We start from the raw sequence: 16,257 nt of genomic DNA on the forward strand, positions 1-16,257 counted from the left end.
TTACGCGGCCAGATTGTGTCGCCGCAGCACGGCTTCAAACACCACGTCGCCGTTTTCGTTGCGTGCCTGCAGCGTGCCGCCATGCGCCTTGACGAATTGGTCGGCGATGAACAGGCCCAGCCCCAGGCCCTGGCTGGTATGGAAGCTGGCCTTGAACGGCTCGAACAGGCGCGGCATCAGGCTGTCCGGGATGCGCCCGACATTGCGCACCGACAGCCGCAGCGTGTCGCGTTCGCGTCCGTCCAGATGCACCCGCACCGGCTGGCTGCCGCCATGCAGCACCGCGTTGCCGACCAGGTTGGACACGACCTGGGCCAGCCGATCGCCATCACCATCGCCGTCCAGATCGCCTTCGGTCCGCAGGTCGATCGGCGTGTGCGGATTGGCCTGCGCCACTTCGCCGACCACACTGTGGGTGACTTCGCCCAGATTGCAGGGGCCGAACTGCATCGACAGCCCGTCACTGCGCAGGCGCGAGAAATCCAGCAGCTGCTCGACCATCCGCGCCATCCGCCGCGCGCTGTTTTCCAGGTGATCAAGCGTGCGTGCGGCCGAGCCATCGGCCTCCACATCCAGGCTGAGCTTGTCGGCGCATAGCAGGATCACCGACAGCGGCGTACGCAGGTCGTGGGTGAGCACGGCCATCATGGTTTCGTTGAGCGTGAGCGCGCGTTCCAGCGAGGCGTTGCGCGCCTTGAGCAGGCGCCGCTGCTGGTACAACTCGATGAACACATTGACCTTGCTCAGGATCACGTGCGGCTCGATCGGCTTGTGCAGGAAATCCACCGCGCCGGTTTCGTAGCCCTGGAAGGCGCGCATCGGATCGTTCGGCGATGCGGTCAGGAAAATGATCGGCACGTGCCGGCTGCGCTGCGAGCCGCGCATCAGTTCGGCCAGCGAAAAGCCGTCCATTTCCGGCATGTGCACATCCAGCAGCGCCAGCGCCACATCGTGTTCGAGCAGCAGCTCCAGCGCCTGCGCGCCGGACGCGGCGCACAGCACCTGGAGGCCGTCACGCTGCAGCAGCGCTTCCATCGCCACCAGGTTCTGCGGCACGTCGTCGACGATCAGCAGCTTGGCGGGTTCGTCGCCGTTGCCGTGCGCAGCCAGGCCGGTCGCGGTGAGATTCATGGGTGAAAGGCTTCCAGTCGGCTGCAGATCGCTTGCAGGGTGAGCACCGCATCGGCGCCAGCATAGGCGAGAGCGGAGGCGGGCATCAGCGGTGAGGCGGCATCGTCGGGGCGCTGGATCCAGGCAGTGCCACCGACCGCGCGCAAGGCTGCCACGCCGGCGCTGCCGTCACTGCTGGCGCCGGTGAGCAGGATCGCCAGCAGGCGCTGCCCGAAGACGTCGGCCGCCGATTCGAACAACGGGTCGATCGCCGGGCGCGAGAACAGCACCGGTGCATCCATCGACAACGCCAGGCTGTCGCGCGTTTCCACCAGCAGATGGTAGTCGGGCGGGGCGATGGTCACGCTGCCGGCAAGCAGCGGCTGCTTGTCTTCGGCCTCGCGCACCGGCAAGGCGCAGCGTGCATCCATCAGCTCGGCAAGATGGCTGGTGCGGTCGCGCGGCAGGTGCAATACCACCAGCACCGGCATCGGCAAGTCCGCAGGCAGGCTGGACAACAGCGCCTGCAAGGCCATGACGCCGCCGGCCGAGGCACCGATCACCATCGCGTCGAACTGCGCGGCCTCCGCGTGCATCTCGTTCATGCCGCTGCCTTGCGGAACAGGCGCTGCTCGCGCGCCACGGTTTCGAACGCCTGCGCATGCGCACCGAACTGCAGCGACTCCTTGCTGCCCAGGCCCAGGAACCCGCGGTGCACCAATGCATCGTGGAACAGGCCCACGGCACGGTCCTGCAGGCTGCGATTGAAATAGATCAGCACATTGCGGCACGACACCAGATGCACTTCGGAGAACACCGTATCGGTGGCCAGGCTGTGGTCGGCGAAGACGATATTGCGCTTCAACCGGCGATCGAACACCGCGCCATCGTAGGCGGTGGTGTAGTAATCCGAGAGCGAGCCGCGGCCGCCGGCATCCAGGTAATTGCGGCTGAACTGCGCGATGCGGTCGATGCCGAAGGCGCCGGCCTCGGCCATGCCCAGTGCTTCGGGATTGATGTCGGTGGCGTAGATCACCGCCTTTTCCAGCAGGCCTTCTTCGTGCAGCAGGATCGCCAGCGACCAGACTTCCTCGCCGGTGCTGCAGCCGGCCACCCACAGCTTGATCGATGGATAGGTGCGCAAGACCGGCACCGCATGCTCGCGCAGTACGCGGAAGTAGGCCGGGTCGCGGAACATCTCCGACACCTGCACGGTGAAGAACTGCATCGCCTGCGCAAAGGTGTCCGGTTCGTGCAGCAGGCGGTGCTGCAGATCGGCCACGCGGGTGCACTCCAGGCGTGCCATCGCGTGGCGCATGCGCCGGCGCAGCGACGACACCGCGTAATCGCGGAAGTCGTAGTGGTAGCGCTGGTAGACCGCTTCCAGCAGCACCCGCAGCTCCAGGTCGAACAGCTCCACCGCGTTCATTGCCGCGAGCACCACACCCGGCACAGCGACACCAGCTTGTCCACGTCGATGGGCTTGGCGATGTAGTCGTTGGCGCCGGCCTCCAGACAACGTTCGCGATCGTCGGCCATGGCCTTGGCGGTCAGCGCGATGATCGGCAGATCCTGCCACTGGCGGTTGGCGCGGATCTGGCGCATCGCGGTCAGGCCATCCATCTCCGGCATCATGATGTCCATCAGCACCAGGTCCACCTCATGCTTGGCCAGATGTTCCAGCGCCTCGCGGCCGTTGCGGGCGATCTGCAGCGTCACGCCGAGCGGCTCGAGCACGCTGGAGAGCGCAAAGATGTTGCGCACGTCGTCCTCGGCCAGCAGCACGGTGGCGCCGTCCAGCACCGCGTCGCGGCGGCGCGCTTCGCGCAGCAGGCGTTGCTGGTCGCTGGGCAGCGAGGCTTCCACACTGTGCAGGAACAGCGTCACCTCATCGAGCAGGCGTTCGGGTGAGCGCACGCCCTTGATGATGATGCTCTTGGAATAGCGGCGCAGGCGTTGTTCCTCGTCGCGGGTGAGCGCGCGCCCGGTGTAGACGATGACCGGCGGAAACGCGACTGCGTCGTTGCCGGCCATGCGCTCGAGCAGGTCGTAGCCGCTGCCGTCGGGTAGCGCCAGATCGGTGACCATGCAGTCGAAGGTCGAGCCGGCCAGCTGCTGCATCGCCTCGGCAATGCTGCCCACCGCGATGATCTCCAGTTGATCGCGCGCCAGCAGCAATTGCAGATTCGCGCGCAGCGCACTGTCGTCTTCGACGATCAGCAGGCGGCGCACCGCACGTGCATTGGTGTCTTCCAGTTGACGGATCGCGCCCGCCAGCAGCTCGCGCGTGGCTGGCTTGATCAGATAGCCCACCGCGCCCAGTTCCAGCGCAATCTGGCTGCGCTCCAGCGCGGACACCACATGCACCGGAATATGGCGCGTGGCCGGATCGCGCTTGAGGCGTTCGAGCACGCTCAGGCCGGACGCATCCGGCAGGCCGATGTCGAGCAGGATGCCGCTGGGACGCAGTTCGGCGGCCAGACGCAGCGCTTCTTCGGCGCTGGGCGCCACCACGCAATCGAAGTCCAGCTCGTGCGCCAGGTCGACCAGCGCCTGCGCAAAGCGTGCTTCGTCTTCCACCGCCAGGATCAGCCGGCCGGGACGAGTGCGTTGGTCGCGATCATCGTCGGCGCGCTGCAGCGGCGGGGCGGCGGCTGCCGGAATCGGCAGCGGCATCCCCGTGGACGCAACCGTTGCGCGCCCATCAAGGCGCGAGGCCATGGCCGTGCCACTGGCGGATTGCGACGACGGCGTGGCGCCGATCGCCAGCGCACCCGCGTTGGCCTGTGCTGCGGTGACCAGCTCGGCCGGCGCGCCGTCGATCGGCAATTCCAGCGTGAAACAGCTGCCGCGTCCGGGCTGGCTGTCCACGCGGATGCTGCCGCCCATGCGCTGGGCCAGGTCGCGCGAGATCGACAGCCCCAAACCGGTGCCGCCATAGCGACGGCGCGTGCTGCCATCGGCCTGGCGGAACGCTTCGAAGATGATCTCGGTCTGTTCGTGCGCGATGCCGATGCCGGTGTCGTTGACCTTGAACAGCACCCGGCCCGGCGTGTGCGCCTGGATCGACAGGCTGACGCTGCCGTGCTCGGTGAACTTGATCGCGTTGGCCAGCAGGTTCTTGAGAATCTGCTGCAGGCGTTGGCTATCGACGACCAGTTGCGTCGGTGCGTCCGATTCGGCAGCCAGCTGCAACGCCAGGCCTTTCTGGCGCGCCAGCGGTTCGAAGGTCTCGCGCAGGCGCTGCAGCACCGAGCTGGTGGCGACGGTCTCGTCGGCCAGTTCCACATGCCCGGCTTCGATCTTGGACAGGTCGAGAATGTCGTTGATCAACGCCAGCAGATCGTTGTTGGACGACAGAATCGCCTGCGCGTATTTCACCTGCTCGGGGCTGAGCGTGCCGTCCTTGTTGTCCGACAGCAGCTTGGCCAGGATCAACGCGCTGTTGAGCGGTGTGCGCAGCTCGTGCGACATGTTGGCCAGGAACTCGGATTTGTAGCGCGAGGCGGTGGACAGCTCGTTGCTGTTGCGCACCAGCTGGTTCTGCGCGATCAGCAAGGCCTGCTTCTGCGCTTCCAGCGCCTGGGTGCGCTCTTCCAGCTGCACATTGGTCTGTTCCAGCTCGGCTTGCTGCAGTTCCAGATCGCTCTGCGATTGCTGCAGGCTGCGGCTTTGTTCCTCCAGCTCCTCGTTGGCCACGCGCAGCTCTTCCTGCTGGGTCTGCAGTTCCTCGCTTTGGCGCTGGGTTTCTTCCAGCAGGGCCACCAGCTGCGCGCGCAGCAATGCCGTGCGCAAGGCCAGGCCGATGTTTTCGCCGCAGCGCGTAAGGAGCTCTTCCTCGCGCGTGCGGGCAGTGCCCTGCGCAGCGGCGCGGCCCAGCTCCAGGATGCCGATCACCCGCCCATCGGCGATGACCGGTGCCAGCAGCAGTTCCTGGCAGGCGCTGCGGCCCAGGCCCGAGGCGATCTGCAGATGTCCGGCCTCCACACCGCGCACCCGGCGCACCGTGCCGCTACGCAAGGCCTCGCCGAGTTGGCCGGCATCGGTCGGCAATGTCTTGGACGCATCGGCCGGCAGCGCGGCGCCGCCGGTCAGACGCAGGCGCTCGCCCTCGATGCGATACAGCGCGCCGACCTGCGCATCCAGCGTGTCGCACAGCGCGCGCACGGCGGCATTGGCCAGATCGTCCGGGCTGTGATCACCGCGCAAACTGGCTTCGACGGTGTTTTCGGCCTGCTGCAGCCACAGCGCCAGTTCGGCCTGGCGGCGCGCGCGGATCGCCTGCATCACCACCAGCGCCATCGCCAGGAACGACACCCCGCCGATGCTGCGGTTGATCGAGGAAAAACTGGAACTGGTACTGGATGGCGCCAGCTGAAAACCGACGGCCAGCAGCACGCACGAGAGCGCGGCGACCACCAGAGGCACCTGCACGCGATTCTGGAAAACCGTCACGCCCACCGCGACGAAATAGGTCAGCCACACCGCATAGCCGAGCGGCGTGACCAATTCCACGCCGAGCGTTCCCGCCATCAGGGCCCCCGCGATCACCCACACCCAGCGGTCGCGTGTGGTCGAGATGTTCTGCATAAAGGCGCGGACCGGACGGGGAGGGCGGTCATGGTAGCCGATAAGTTTCACGCGCAAATCGCCGGGATTTTGACGCTCTGCAGCCGGGTCGGCTTGCACGCAGCCTTCACGCACTCGTCACTATGGTCGCGCGCTTTCTCGGGGGAAAGTTGCGTGATGGATGCGGAAACGGCCGTCGACAGTGCGGGGCCGCTTTCTCACGACAGCCGGCAGTGCCAGCTGTTGGTGCAGAGCGTGTCCGATTATGCGATCTACATGCTCGATACGGGCGGCCACGTGTGCAGCTGGAATCCCGGCGGCGAGCGCATCAAGGGTTACACCGCCGCCGAGATCATTGGCTCGCACTTTTCGCGTTTCTATCTGCCAGAGGATGCGCAGGGCGGCGAGCCGGCCCGCAATCTGGACACCGCCGGACGCGAGGGGCGCTTTGCCACCGAAGGCTGGCGGGTGCGCAAGGACGGCAGCCGTTTCTGGGCGAGCGTGGCGATCGAGCCGGTGCTGGAATTCGGCGTGCTGGTCGGCTTTGCCAAGGTCACCTGCGACATCGACCAGCGGCACCAGGCGCAGCAGCTGTTGCAGCACGCGCAGCACGCCCTGATGCAGTCGCAGAAGGTGGATGCGCTGGGCCGCCTCACGCTCGGCATGGCGCACGATTTCAATAACCTGCTGACCGTGATGGTGACCAGCCTGGACCTGATCGCGCTGCGTGCCGGCGACGATGCGCGCACGCGCATGCTGGTGGAAGCGGCGCAGACGGCAGTCGATCGCGGCACCTTGCTGACGCGCCAGCTGCTCGCCTTTGCTCGCGGGCAGCGGCTGATTCCCGAACGCCATGGCGCCAACGCGGTGGTGACGCGCTCGCTGGAACTGCTGCGGCGTGCCTGCCCGGCCGGCCTTGCCTTGTCGCTCGAGTTTGCCGAGCAACTGCCCGATATCCGCGTGGACCCCGGCCAACTGGAAGCGGCCTTGCTCAATCTGGTGTTCAACAGCTGCGATGCCATGCCTGGCGGCGGCAATATCGTGCTGGAAACGGCCGTGCAGCAGCGTGTTGCGCCGTCCGATCCGCATGGCCGGCCGCGCAATTACGTCAGCATTGCCGTGCGCGATGATGGCCCCGGCATGTCTGCACACGTGGCGCAATGCGCCAGTGAGCCATTTTTCACCACCAAGGACGTGGGCAAGGGCTCGGGCCTGGGATTGAGCCAGGTATACGGCTTTGCGTCCCAATCCGGTGGTTTCGTCGAGTTGGATACTGCTCCCGGCCGCGGCACCACCTTTACCCTGTTTCTCCCGGCCATCGAGGAGGCTGAGCATGACTGAATCCCTGCGTCTGTTGATGGTGGAAGATCAGCAGGAATTGCGCGAACTGATCGGCGAGGCGCTGCGCGATGCAGGCATCACCGTCGAAACCGCCGACGACGGCCATAGCGCCTTGCGCATGCTGCGCGAGAACGGCCCCTATGATGTGGTCTTCAGCGACATCCGCATGCCCAACGGCATGTCGGGCATCGAACTGAGCGAACACGTGGCGCAGTTGCTACCGCAGGCGCGGGTGATCCTGGCCTCGGGGTTTGCAAAGGCGCAATTACCGCCGCTGCCGGCGCAGGTGGATTTTCTGCCCAAGCCGTATCGCCTGCGTCAGCTGATCGATGTGTTGAAAGGCGTGGCAACCAACGCCTGAGCGTTGGCTGCATGTGTCCTGCGCTGCAGAAAGCCGTGCCTGCAATCGCGCGGGCCGTGACCGAGTATCCTGCGGCTGCGCCGCTCAACGGCTCTGGTAATACACCTTGTCGATGGCAATCTCCACTGGCGTAGCCGGCGGATCGGCCACCAGCATGAACATCTGTTTGACCGCCTGCAGATCCAGGTCGTAGAACGCACTGAAGGGAATGCTCACCTCGTGCCAGGCGCCATCGCGCACCAGGCCGTACTGATTGCCGCCCGCGGCAAAATCCACCCAGCTGTCGCCAAAGCTGGTGTTGATGCCGATCTTGAAGGTCGATGGCGTGGTGGTTTTCAGATGCAGCTTCAGCGCGCCGCCGGCATAGGCAGCCATGTTGCGATAGTCGGTCTGGATGCCCAGGCCATACCAGGCACCGGCGTTGGCGCGGTAGGCCATCACGTTGCTGCCTTCGAACGGCGCCTGCGCAATCGGGGTGAGGTTGTTCCACAGATACAGCTCGGCATCCTGGCCGAAGTTGAGTCGCCCGCTGGTATCGGCCTGCTCGGTGAACACGCCGAATCGCCCCGCAGGCGCTGCGTGTTGCGCGCCCACGTACAGTTGCGAACCGGGGTTTTGATACAGGCGGATGTAATCGATCTCCATCCTGCCCGGCAACGGCGCGGTCACCGCCGCAGGCGAGGTGATGCCGGTATAGGTGCCGCCCACGGCGAGATTGAGCAGCAGATACTGCTGCTGATGGAATTCGTGCAGCGAGGCGCCTTCGATATTGGAGATCGCAAACTCGAAGTATTGCTGGCCGTCGATCGACACGCGGATGAACTGCGGGTCCCAGGTCATGCGGTACACATGGAAGTCGGCATGCAGATCCACCGGGCTGGTGTAGCTGGTGTCGTAGTCGGCCTGCTGGCCGTTGTAGTCCCAGTGCACCGCGGCACCGATACGGCGATTGGCGGTGCCATTGGCGATCGCCGCGGCCATGCCGGCTTCCAGCAGGTCGATCTCGCCGCGACCTGGCCACACGCCGATGGTGCCCAGCATCCAGTACGCCGGCCACAGCCCGTTGCCCACCACCGGCGTCTTGATGCGCGCCTCCAGCGTGCCGTACTTGAAATGCATGCGGCCTTCGGTCTTGAGACGCGCCGAGGTAAACGGCATGCCCTGGAACGCTTCGCGTCGCGCTTCGATCACCAGCCGGCCGTTATCGATACGCGCGTTTTCGGCGCGGCTGGTGTAGTACTGCATCTCGCCGTTGCCCCAGCCGCACAGGCCGATCTGGCAGCCGTTGCCGACGTCATAGGTCCATTTGTTGCCATCGATGCCGGGGCCATTGAAGTTGTCTTCCCAGACCAGGGTTTGCGCGTGCGCGACTGGTGTCATCGCCACTGCGCACAGCAGGGCGAACTGCACAGCGACACTGCGTAGCGTGTTCATTGCGTGCGTCTCCAAAAAGTGGACCGACGTCCATGTAGAAGTGACGCTGCGCAGCGGCTACTTCAGTGTCAAAGCAATTGTGTGGCGCGTTTCAGTTCCGTGGTGTTCATTCCGGAATCATCCAGCATTGGCATGACGGCGGTCGCAGACTACATGCGCCGGATGCTGCGTGGCAGCAGCTGGCTGCGGATGTTTCGTTGCGGGCGCGACCGCATCTGCGGCGTCCAGCTCAATGCGTTCAAGCCGACAGATGCTTCGAGCGCCAACGCATGCACGCATTGGCAGGCTCTGGAGTGGCTACGGCGCTGGGAATGCCATCGGAATGCCACCGTGGCAGGCAAGCCAGGTGCTGCGGCACATCGATGGCCTTGCGGATGCATCGGCACGATTGCCCGCGGCAGCGTTTCGCGCATGCCGCATACGCCTGACTTAATGCCCGGCGTGCACCGTCCAGGCCACCAGCCGTATCACCAGCGGTCGCACCACCAGCACGCAGCAGAACGCGGTGGGCATCGCAATGCGGTAAGCGTCCAGCACGCGCCACAGGTAGCCGGGGGCAAGGCCGGTGTTGGCGCCGGTGATCACCAAGCACATCAGCAAGGCCATGATCGTGGCCATATAGAACGCGAACACAAACGGGGTGGTGCGCACGCCGAGTTTCCAGCGCGGGCGCAGCAATGAGGAGGAGGGGGGAGATGACGACATGCAGTGGCCTCGGTTGCCGCGGATCGGCGTGATGGGCAGCACTGTAGAGACGCCACCGCGGGCGGGGTAGATCGCGTAGCCTTGCGGCTTACGTAAGAAAAACTTACGAATCGTTTGGTAATACTTGCCTAGCCAATGAACATTCTTCAGTCCATCCGTAGCTTTGTCAGCACTGTCGATGCCGGCAGCATTGCCGGAGGCGCCAAGTTGCTGGGGATCAGTGCGGCTGCGGTCAGCCAGAACATCGCGCGACTGGAGCAGCACCTGGGCGTGCGTCTGCTGCACCGGACCACGCGCAGCCTGGCGCTGACCGAGCGCGGCACGCTGTACTTCGAGCAGGTGCGGCAGCTGGAGCGCGACCTGGAGCGCGCGCGCCAATCAGTGGTCGGGCCGCAGCAGGCGCCGGCGGGGCGCTTGCGGGTGGCCAGCACCGCAGCCTTTGCGCGGCACGTGCTCGCCCCGATGCTGCCGGCCCTGCGCCAGCAGTACTCGCAGCTGGAGATCGAGCTGCTGTGCACCGACCGGGCGGTGCAGCACGCGCAGGAAAGCGTGGATGTCAGCCTGCGCATCGAGGCGCAGCTGGAAGATGGCCTGGTCGCACGCTGCATCGCCCAGGTGCCGCTGGTGGTCTGCGCAGCGCCCGAGTATCTGGCGCGCTGCGGGACGCCGCAGGGTGCGGACGACTTGAAGTATCACGATTGCCTGCTGCTGCGTTACCCGGTCGACGGGCGCTGCCTGCCGTGGAATTTCGTGCGCAATGGCGTGCGCTTCCAGCCGGAGCTGGGCAAGGCGATGGTCAGCGACGACATCGACGCGCTCGCCACCATGGCCGCGGCCGGCGGCGGCATCGCGCGGCTGGCCGCCTATGTCGTGCAGCCTTACCTGCAGCGCGGCGAGCTGCAGCCGCTGTTTGTCTCCGATCTCGGCAGCACCGCCCAGGCATTGCCGGAGCCGCTACGGATCTACCTCTGCGTCGCCGATCGCCGCGACTTCACCCCGAAGGTGCGCGCCTTCATGGAACACGTGCTCGAACGCCTTCCAATGCAATGGCGTACTGCCGAGCCTGCACTGGCACCGGCTCACGCAGCAACCGGGGTGTAGCCAGTATTCGACATCTGGAGGGCGCCTGGTTCCGTGCTCTGTTCGACAGGGCGCACGCGGGCGTGACGTGCTGATGCCTGATGGACGCCGGGTTGCTTGAGAGCGAACGACGCTGAAGACGCAGTTTGCGCAGTCGTCGTTCTCGACCAACGACTAAGGCGGCAGTTGATGCTGCCGCCGCCATCGCTCACTCCAGCTTGAGCATCACAACCGAGCGCGCCGGCAGCGCGATAGTCACTGCGTTGCCTTGCATGCGTGCCCCCTTGAACGCTTTGGGTTCCACCGTGCGCGGCTGCGTAAAGGTATTGTGCGCAGTGATCGCCGGCCCGGTCAGAATCTGCCCGGTCACCCCGCGCGCCGTCAGGCCATCCACCTGCACATTGACGCTCGCGGCCGACGTCGCATCCAGATTGGTCAGGGCGATATAGACGTGTCCATCCCTGGCCTTGACCGCCGAGCCGTGCACTGCGGGCACGTGGACGTCGCCATGGCGATACTCGGGTGTACTTAGTTGCAACGGCAGCTGGGTGGCGTCGTGGTAGGGCTTGTACAGCGCGAACACGTGGTAGGTGGGCGTCAGCACCATCTTGTCGCCGTCGGTGAGGATCATCGCCTGCAGCACGTTGACCATCTGCGCGATATTGGCCATGCGCACGCGCTCGGCATGCGCGCTGAAGATGTCGATGTTCAACGACGCCACCAGTGCATCGCGCAGCGTGTTCTGTTGATGCAGGAAGCCCGGGTTCGCATCCGGCAGACCGGCGTACCAGGTGCCCCATTCGTCCACCACCAGCGCGACCTTCCTGCCCGGGTCGTAGCGGTCCATGATCGCGCTGTGTTTGCGGATCAGATCGTCCATCACCAGCGTGCGCGACAGCGTGTCGATCCAGGCGGCTTCGTCGAAGTCGGTGGAGGAGGCGCGCGGTGGCCAGCCACCTGGCACGGTGTAGTAGTGCAGGCTCAGGCCGTCCATCAGCGTGCCGGCCTCGCGCATCATCACCTCGGTCCAGTGGTAATCGTCGTTGTTGGGGCCGGGCGCGATCTTGAGGATCTTCTGATTGGCCGGCGCCTTGACGAAGGTCTGGTAGCGCCGATAGACGTCGGCCGCGTATTCCACGCGCATGTTGCCGCCGCAGCCCCACAGCTCGTTGCCCACGCCGAAGTAAGGCACCTGCCACGGTGCATCGCGGCCATTGGCGCGGCGTTCGTTGGCCAGGCTCGAGCGGGTCGGCGCCGTCATGTATTCGGCCCACTGCGCGATCTCGTCCGGCGCCGCATTGCCCACATTGCCGGCAATGTAGGCCTGGGTGCCGAGCAGTTCGGTGAAGTCCATGAACTCGTGCGTGCCGAAGCGGTTGGACTCTTCCACGCCGCCCCAGTGCGTGTTGACGCTGACCGGGCGCTTGGCCGGCGCACCGACGCCATCGCGCCAATGGTATTCGTCGGCAAAACAGCCGCCGGGCCAGCGGATGTTGGGCACCGCAATCGCCTTCAACGCGGCCAGCACATCGTTGCGATAGCCGCGCGTATTGGGAATCGCCGAGTCTTCGCCGACCCACACCCCGCCGTAGATGCCGGTGCCCAGATGCTCGGCGAACTGGCCAAACAGTTGCCGCGACACCTGCGCACCGGGCTGGTCAACGCGCAGCGTGCCGGTCACCTTGACCTCGGCCGCAGGGGCGGCAAACGCACTGGCGAGCAGGGCCGCGGCAACGACAGCCTGCAACAGCCGTCCGGGTGAGATTCGCAAAGTGGGGGAAATCCACTGCATCGGCTTGGCGCTCCTGTGCTGATCGATCGAGGGGGGCGCACGCCGCTGCGGGGCGGGCGCGTCGCTAGCCTAGTGCCTGCGATGTCTGCTTGTCGCTGCATCGCGATCAATCAGCCAGAGGCTGGCGCAGGTCTCGCCGACATGGTCATCACGTCGCACGCCAGGATGTGCGCCGGGGCATGGTCGGCGACCGCGCTCCCCCGCTATGCTCGCCAGCTTCCAGTATCGGCAGGACGATCCATGCAGCGAGTGTTCGGGCAGTTGCCAGACGGTGTCGAAGTCCACGCGCTCACGCTGCGCAGCGATGACGGCCTGGAGGCGGAGGTGCTCACCTACGGCGGCATCCTGCATGCGCTGCGGCTGACCACCGAGCACGGAGTGGTGCCGCTGCTGCTGGCATTGCCGGATCTGCCGGCCTACGCCGCCGATGGCGACAGCCTCAACATCCTGGTCGGCCGCTTCGGCAACCGCATCGCCGGCGCGCGCTACACGCTGGATGGGGTCACCCACACGCTGGCGGCCAACGAAGGGCGCAACCAGTTGCACGGCGGCCTGCGCGGCTTCGGTCGGCGCGTGTGGAGCGTGCTGGAGCAGGCGCCGGACCAGGTGCTGCTCGGTTACGACTCGCCCGATGGCGAAGAAGGCTATCCCGGCAATCTGCAGGTGCGTGCGCGGCTGCAATTGCGCGGACGCAGCCTGCAGCTGGACTTCGAGGCGCACTGCGATGCCGCCACCGCGTTGAACCTCACCCATCACCCGTACTTCAACCTATCCGGCGACCCGCATCGGCGCGCCGCGCTGCAGGTGCTGCGGGTGCCGGCAGATCGCTATCTGCCGGTGGATGCCGAATCGATCCCGACCGGCGAGATCGCCTCCGTCGCCGGCACGCCGTTCGATTTCCGCCATGCTGCGGCGTTGGCCGACACGATCGATCCGTCGCACCCGCAGGTGGTACTCGGCAAGGGCTACGACCAATGCCTGGTGCTGGCCGCCGGAGCCGATTGCGTTGCCGAGTTGTACTCGCCGCACAGTGGCGTGGCGCTGCGCATCAGCAGCGACGCGCCGGCGGTGCAACTCTACGAGGGCCAGCATCTGGACGACCACCATCCCGGACTCGGCCGCGGCGTCTGCCTGGAGCCGCAGGACTACCCGGACGCGCCCAACCACCCCAACTTCCCGTCGACGATCCTGCGGCCCGGGCAGGTGTATCGCCGCCGCATCGCCTATCACTTCGCCAGCCCGGGGCCGGATCAGCCGTGGGCGGCGGTGAGCGCTGCGCTGGACGCCTGAGCGCGGGTATCGCAACGACAGTGGGGCCGGGACGGGCCTGCAGCCAACGCGATCAGCGCGGCCCCAACACCAGCTCGATCACGAACTTGCTGCCGAAGAACGACAACACCAGCAGCGCCATCGCGGTCAGCGTCCAGTGCACCGCCTTGGTGCCGCGCCAGCCATTGCGCCAGCGGCCGATCAGCAGCGCACCGAACACGATCCACGACAGGATGCTGAGTACGGTCTTGTGCAGCAGCCGCTGCGCCAGGAAGTCCTGCACGAACAGCAGGCCGGTCAGCAGGGTCAGGCTCAACAGCACGAAGCCGACGGTGATCGTGCGGAACAGCAGCGTCTCCAGCTCGGTCAGCGGCGGCAGCGCGCGTAGCCAGGTGTGGAAGTCGCGGCGGCGCAGGGCGCGCTCCTGCAGCCACAGCATGATCGCCAGCAACGCGGCGATGCCCAACGTGGCATAGGCCAGCAGTGCCATCCACGCGTGCAGTTCCAGCCGCCAGCCCAGGTCCGAGCTCGGTTCGTGGCCGTAAGCGTGATAGCAGGCCAGCAGGATTGCCGAAAGCGGGAACACCACCACGCCCACCGCCGCCATGCGCCCGCGCGCGCCGAACACTGCCGTCAGCGCGGCCATGCCCAGGCCGCATAGCGATAGCGCCGCGAAGAAATGCATGTCCGGCCCGCCGGCGGTGCGCAGCGCCACCAGCACGTGGTACCCGGCGTGCAGCGCCACGGCCGCCAGTGCCGGGATCAGCCAGCGGGCAGGCGCCTGGTTGCCATCGCGCAGCACCGAGCGGGTGAGCAGTGCCGTGGCCAGCAGATACAAGGCGAACGCGATGAGAACGATTGTCATCGTGGAAGTTTCGCATATTGGGGGCTGGGAATCGGGAATCGGGAATCGGGAAAAGCAGTTGCGAGCTGCGGGGCTGGAGGTGGGCTGGCGTGCTGGGAGCGGAGCGCGAGCGGGCGGGGGGCTACCTGCTGGCACTGCAGGCGCCGTTCCTGGCGCTGCTGCGCTGTCGTGCTTTGGCCGTGCGCATTGCTGCGCGTTGGTGAGGCTGCTTGCGGGTTGGCTTCGCCGGTAGGGCCGTGGGCGGCCGCTGGGGCGGCCGGCTGGCCGGTGCCGCTATAATCGACGCCCGTTTCCCCTCACGCGGTCCCTTGCGCATGTTCGAGTCCCTTACCCAACGTCTCTCCGGCACCATGGAGCGCCTGCGCGGCCGCGGCCGCCTGACCGAGGAGAACATCCGCGAAGCCACCCGTGAAGTGCGCATCGCGTTGCTCGAAGCCGACGTGGCGCTGCCGGTGGTGCAGGCACTGATCGAGCGCATCAAGGTGCGCGCGGTCGGTCAGGAAGTGCTCAAGTCGCTGACCCCGGGTCAGGCGCTGATCAAGATCGTCCGCGACGAGCTGACCGCCGTGATGGGCGCGGCCGCCACCGACCTCAACCTCAACGTGCCGGCGCCGGCGATCATCCTGATGGCCGGCCTGCAGGGCGCGGGCAAGACCACCACGGTCGGCAAGCTCGCCAAGCACCTGAAGGAAAAGCGCAAGAAGAAGGTCATGGTGGTCTCGGCCGACGTCTACCGTCCGGCCGCGATCGAGCAGCTCAAGACCCTGGCCGAGCAGGTCGGCGTGCTGTTCTTCCCGTCCGACGCCTCGCAGAAGCCGGTCGACATCGTGCGCGCCGCCATCAGCGATGCGCGCAAGTCGTTCGCCGACGTGCTGCTGGTCGATACCGCCGGCCGCCTGGCCATCGATGCGGCGATGATGGAGGAGATCAAGGCGCTGCACGCCGCGGTCAACCCGACCGAAACCCTGTTCGTGGTCGATGCGATGACCGGCCAGGACGCGGCCAACACCGCCAAGGCCTTCGGTGAGGCGCTGCCGCTGACCGGCGTGGTGCTGACCAAGACCGACGGCGACGCCCGTGGCGGCGCAGCGCTGAGCGTGCGCTACATCACCGGCAAGCCGATCAAGTTCGTCGGTACCGGCGAAAAGACCGACGGCCTGGACGTGTTCCATCCCGACCGCGTCGCCAGCCGCATCCTGGACATGGGCGACGTGCTGTCGCTGGTGGAACAGGTCGAGCACAGCGTCGACCAGGAAAAGGCCGCCAAGCTCGCCGCCAAGGTCGCCAAGGGCAAGAAGTTCGACCTCAACGACATGAAGGAACAGCTCGAGCAGATGCAGAACATGGGCGGCATCCATGGGCTGATGGACAAGCTGCCGGGCATGGGCCAGATCCCGGACAACGTCAAGCAGCAGGTCACCGGCAAGGAAGTGCCGCGCATGATCGCGATCATCAACTCGATGACCAAGAAGGAGCGCCGCAACCCGGCCCTGCTCAACGGCTCGCGCCGCGCCCGCATCGCCCGCGGCTCCGGCATGCAGCCGGCCGACGTCAACAAGCTGATGAAGCAGTATCAGCAGATGGAAAAGATGATGGGCAAGCTGGCCGGCGGTGGCATGAAGGGCCTGATGCGCAACATGAAAGGCATGATGGGCGCCATGGGCGGCCGCGGCGGCATGCCGTTCCGTTGAGTTTCAATCGGCGACGCGCGCGGTAAGTCCTTCGACAGGC

Annotated in this window: 13 protein-coding genes; 5 read left to right on the top strand and 8 right to left on the bottom strand. The window is 66.2% G+C overall.

What is annotated here, in order from left to right:
• The 4 genes from KHN93_RS06545 to KHN93_RS06560 are packed head-to-tail and all read right to left on the bottom strand — an operon-like array spanning nt 1 to nt 5,700.
• Nucleotides 1–1,131: a hybrid sensor histidine kinase/response regulator gene (locus KHN93_RS06545; protein ID WP_212579294.1), complete on the bottom strand. Its 1,131-nt coding sequence runs from the start codon at nt 1,129–1,131 to the stop codon at nt 1–3.
• Nucleotides 1,128–1,706, bottom strand: coding sequence for a chemotaxis protein CheB (locus KHN93_RS06550; RefSeq protein ID WP_212579609.1), 579 nt, complete (start codon nt 1,704–1,706; stop codon nt 1,128–1,130). Before KHN93_RS06550 ends, KHN93_RS06545 begins: the two co-directional genes overlap by 4 nt.
• Nucleotides 1,707–1,711: 5 nt before the next feature.
• Nucleotides 1,712–2,563, bottom strand: a complete 852-nt coding sequence (locus KHN93_RS06555) for a CheR family methyltransferase (protein ID WP_172454412.1) — start codon at nt 2,561–2,563, stop codon at nt 1,712–1,714.
• The gene (locus tag KHN93_RS06560) at nt 2,536–5,700 is read right to left on the bottom strand and encodes a response regulator (protein WP_104561655.1); all 3,165 of its coding nucleotides are present in this window, start codon (nt 5,698–5,700) and stop codon (nt 2,536–2,538) included. Before KHN93_RS06560 ends, KHN93_RS06555 begins: the two co-directional genes overlap by 28 nt.
• 156 nt (nt 5,701–5,856) lie before the next feature.
• On the opposite strand from KHN93_RS06560, the gene KHN93_RS06565 reads away from it, so the two are divergent.
• Nucleotides 5,857–7,020: a PAS domain-containing sensor histidine kinase gene (locus KHN93_RS06565; RefSeq protein ID WP_212579295.1), complete on the top strand. Its 1,164-nt coding sequence runs from the start codon at nt 5,857–5,859 to the stop codon at nt 7,018–7,020.
• The gene (locus KHN93_RS06570; RefSeq protein WP_024938072.1) at nt 7,013–7,381 is read left to right on the top strand and encodes a response regulator; all 369 of its coding nucleotides are present in this window, start codon (nt 7,013–7,015) and stop codon (nt 7,379–7,381) included. Before KHN93_RS06565 ends, KHN93_RS06570 begins: the two co-directional genes overlap by 8 nt.
• An 84-nt stretch (nt 7,382–7,465) precedes the next feature.
• On the opposite strand, the gene KHN93_RS06575 is transcribed toward KHN93_RS06570, so the two are convergent.
• On the bottom strand, nt 7,466–8,815 hold the full coding sequence (locus KHN93_RS06575) for a glycoside hydrolase family 16 protein (RefSeq protein WP_212579296.1): 1,350 nt from the start codon (nt 8,813–8,815) through the stop codon (nt 7,466–7,468).
• 429 nt (nt 8,816–9,244) lie between these two features.
• Entirely contained in the window at nt 9,245–9,520 is a 276-nt protein-coding gene (locus tag KHN93_RS06580) for a DUF2798 domain-containing protein (RefSeq protein ID WP_047128339.1), read from the bottom strand.
• A 135-nt stretch (nt 9,521–9,655) separates the two neighbouring features.
• Here KHN93_RS06580 and KHN93_RS06585 point away from each other — a divergent pair, with 135 nt between their 5' ends.
• Complete coding sequence (locus KHN93_RS06585; protein WP_104561647.1) at nt 9,656–10,621, top strand: LysR family transcriptional regulator; 966 nt, start codon at nt 9,656–9,658, stop codon at nt 10,619–10,621.
• A gap of 187 nt (nt 10,622–10,808) precedes the next feature.
• Here KHN93_RS06585 and KHN93_RS06590 read toward each other — a convergent pair whose 3' ends face one another.
• Complete coding sequence (locus KHN93_RS06590) at nt 10,809–12,392, bottom strand: alpha-N-arabinofuranosidase (RefSeq protein ID WP_181141983.1); 1,584 nt, start codon at nt 12,390–12,392, stop codon at nt 10,809–10,811.
• A gap of 240 nt (nt 12,393–12,632) precedes the next feature.
• Between KHN93_RS06590 and KHN93_RS06595 the strand changes: the two genes are divergently transcribed.
• Entirely contained in the window at nt 12,633–13,682 is a 1,050-nt protein-coding gene (locus tag KHN93_RS06595; RefSeq protein WP_102581766.1) for an aldose epimerase family protein, read from the top strand.
• Between the two features lie 52 nt (nt 13,683–13,734).
• Here KHN93_RS06595 and KHN93_RS06600 read toward each other — a convergent pair whose 3' ends face one another.
• On the bottom strand, nt 13,735–14,526 hold the full coding sequence (locus tag KHN93_RS06600) for a cytochrome C assembly family protein (protein ID WP_016901491.1): 792 nt from the start codon (nt 14,524–14,526) through the stop codon (nt 13,735–13,737).
• Between the two features lie 314 nt (nt 14,527–14,840).
• Here KHN93_RS06600 and ffh point away from each other — a divergent pair, with 314 nt between their 5' ends.
• Nucleotides 14,841–16,217, top strand: coding sequence for a signal recognition particle protein (gene ffh, locus KHN93_RS06605; protein WP_016901489.1), 1,377 nt, complete (start codon nt 14,841–14,843; stop codon nt 16,215–16,217).
• The last annotated feature ends 40 nt before the right edge of the window (nt 16,218–16,257 follow it).

It is taken from the genome of Xanthomonas arboricola pv. juglandis (genome assembly GCF_905367715.1).
Taxonomy (GTDB): Bacteria; Pseudomonadota; Gammaproteobacteria; order Xanthomonadales; family Xanthomonadaceae; genus Xanthomonas; species Xanthomonas arboricola.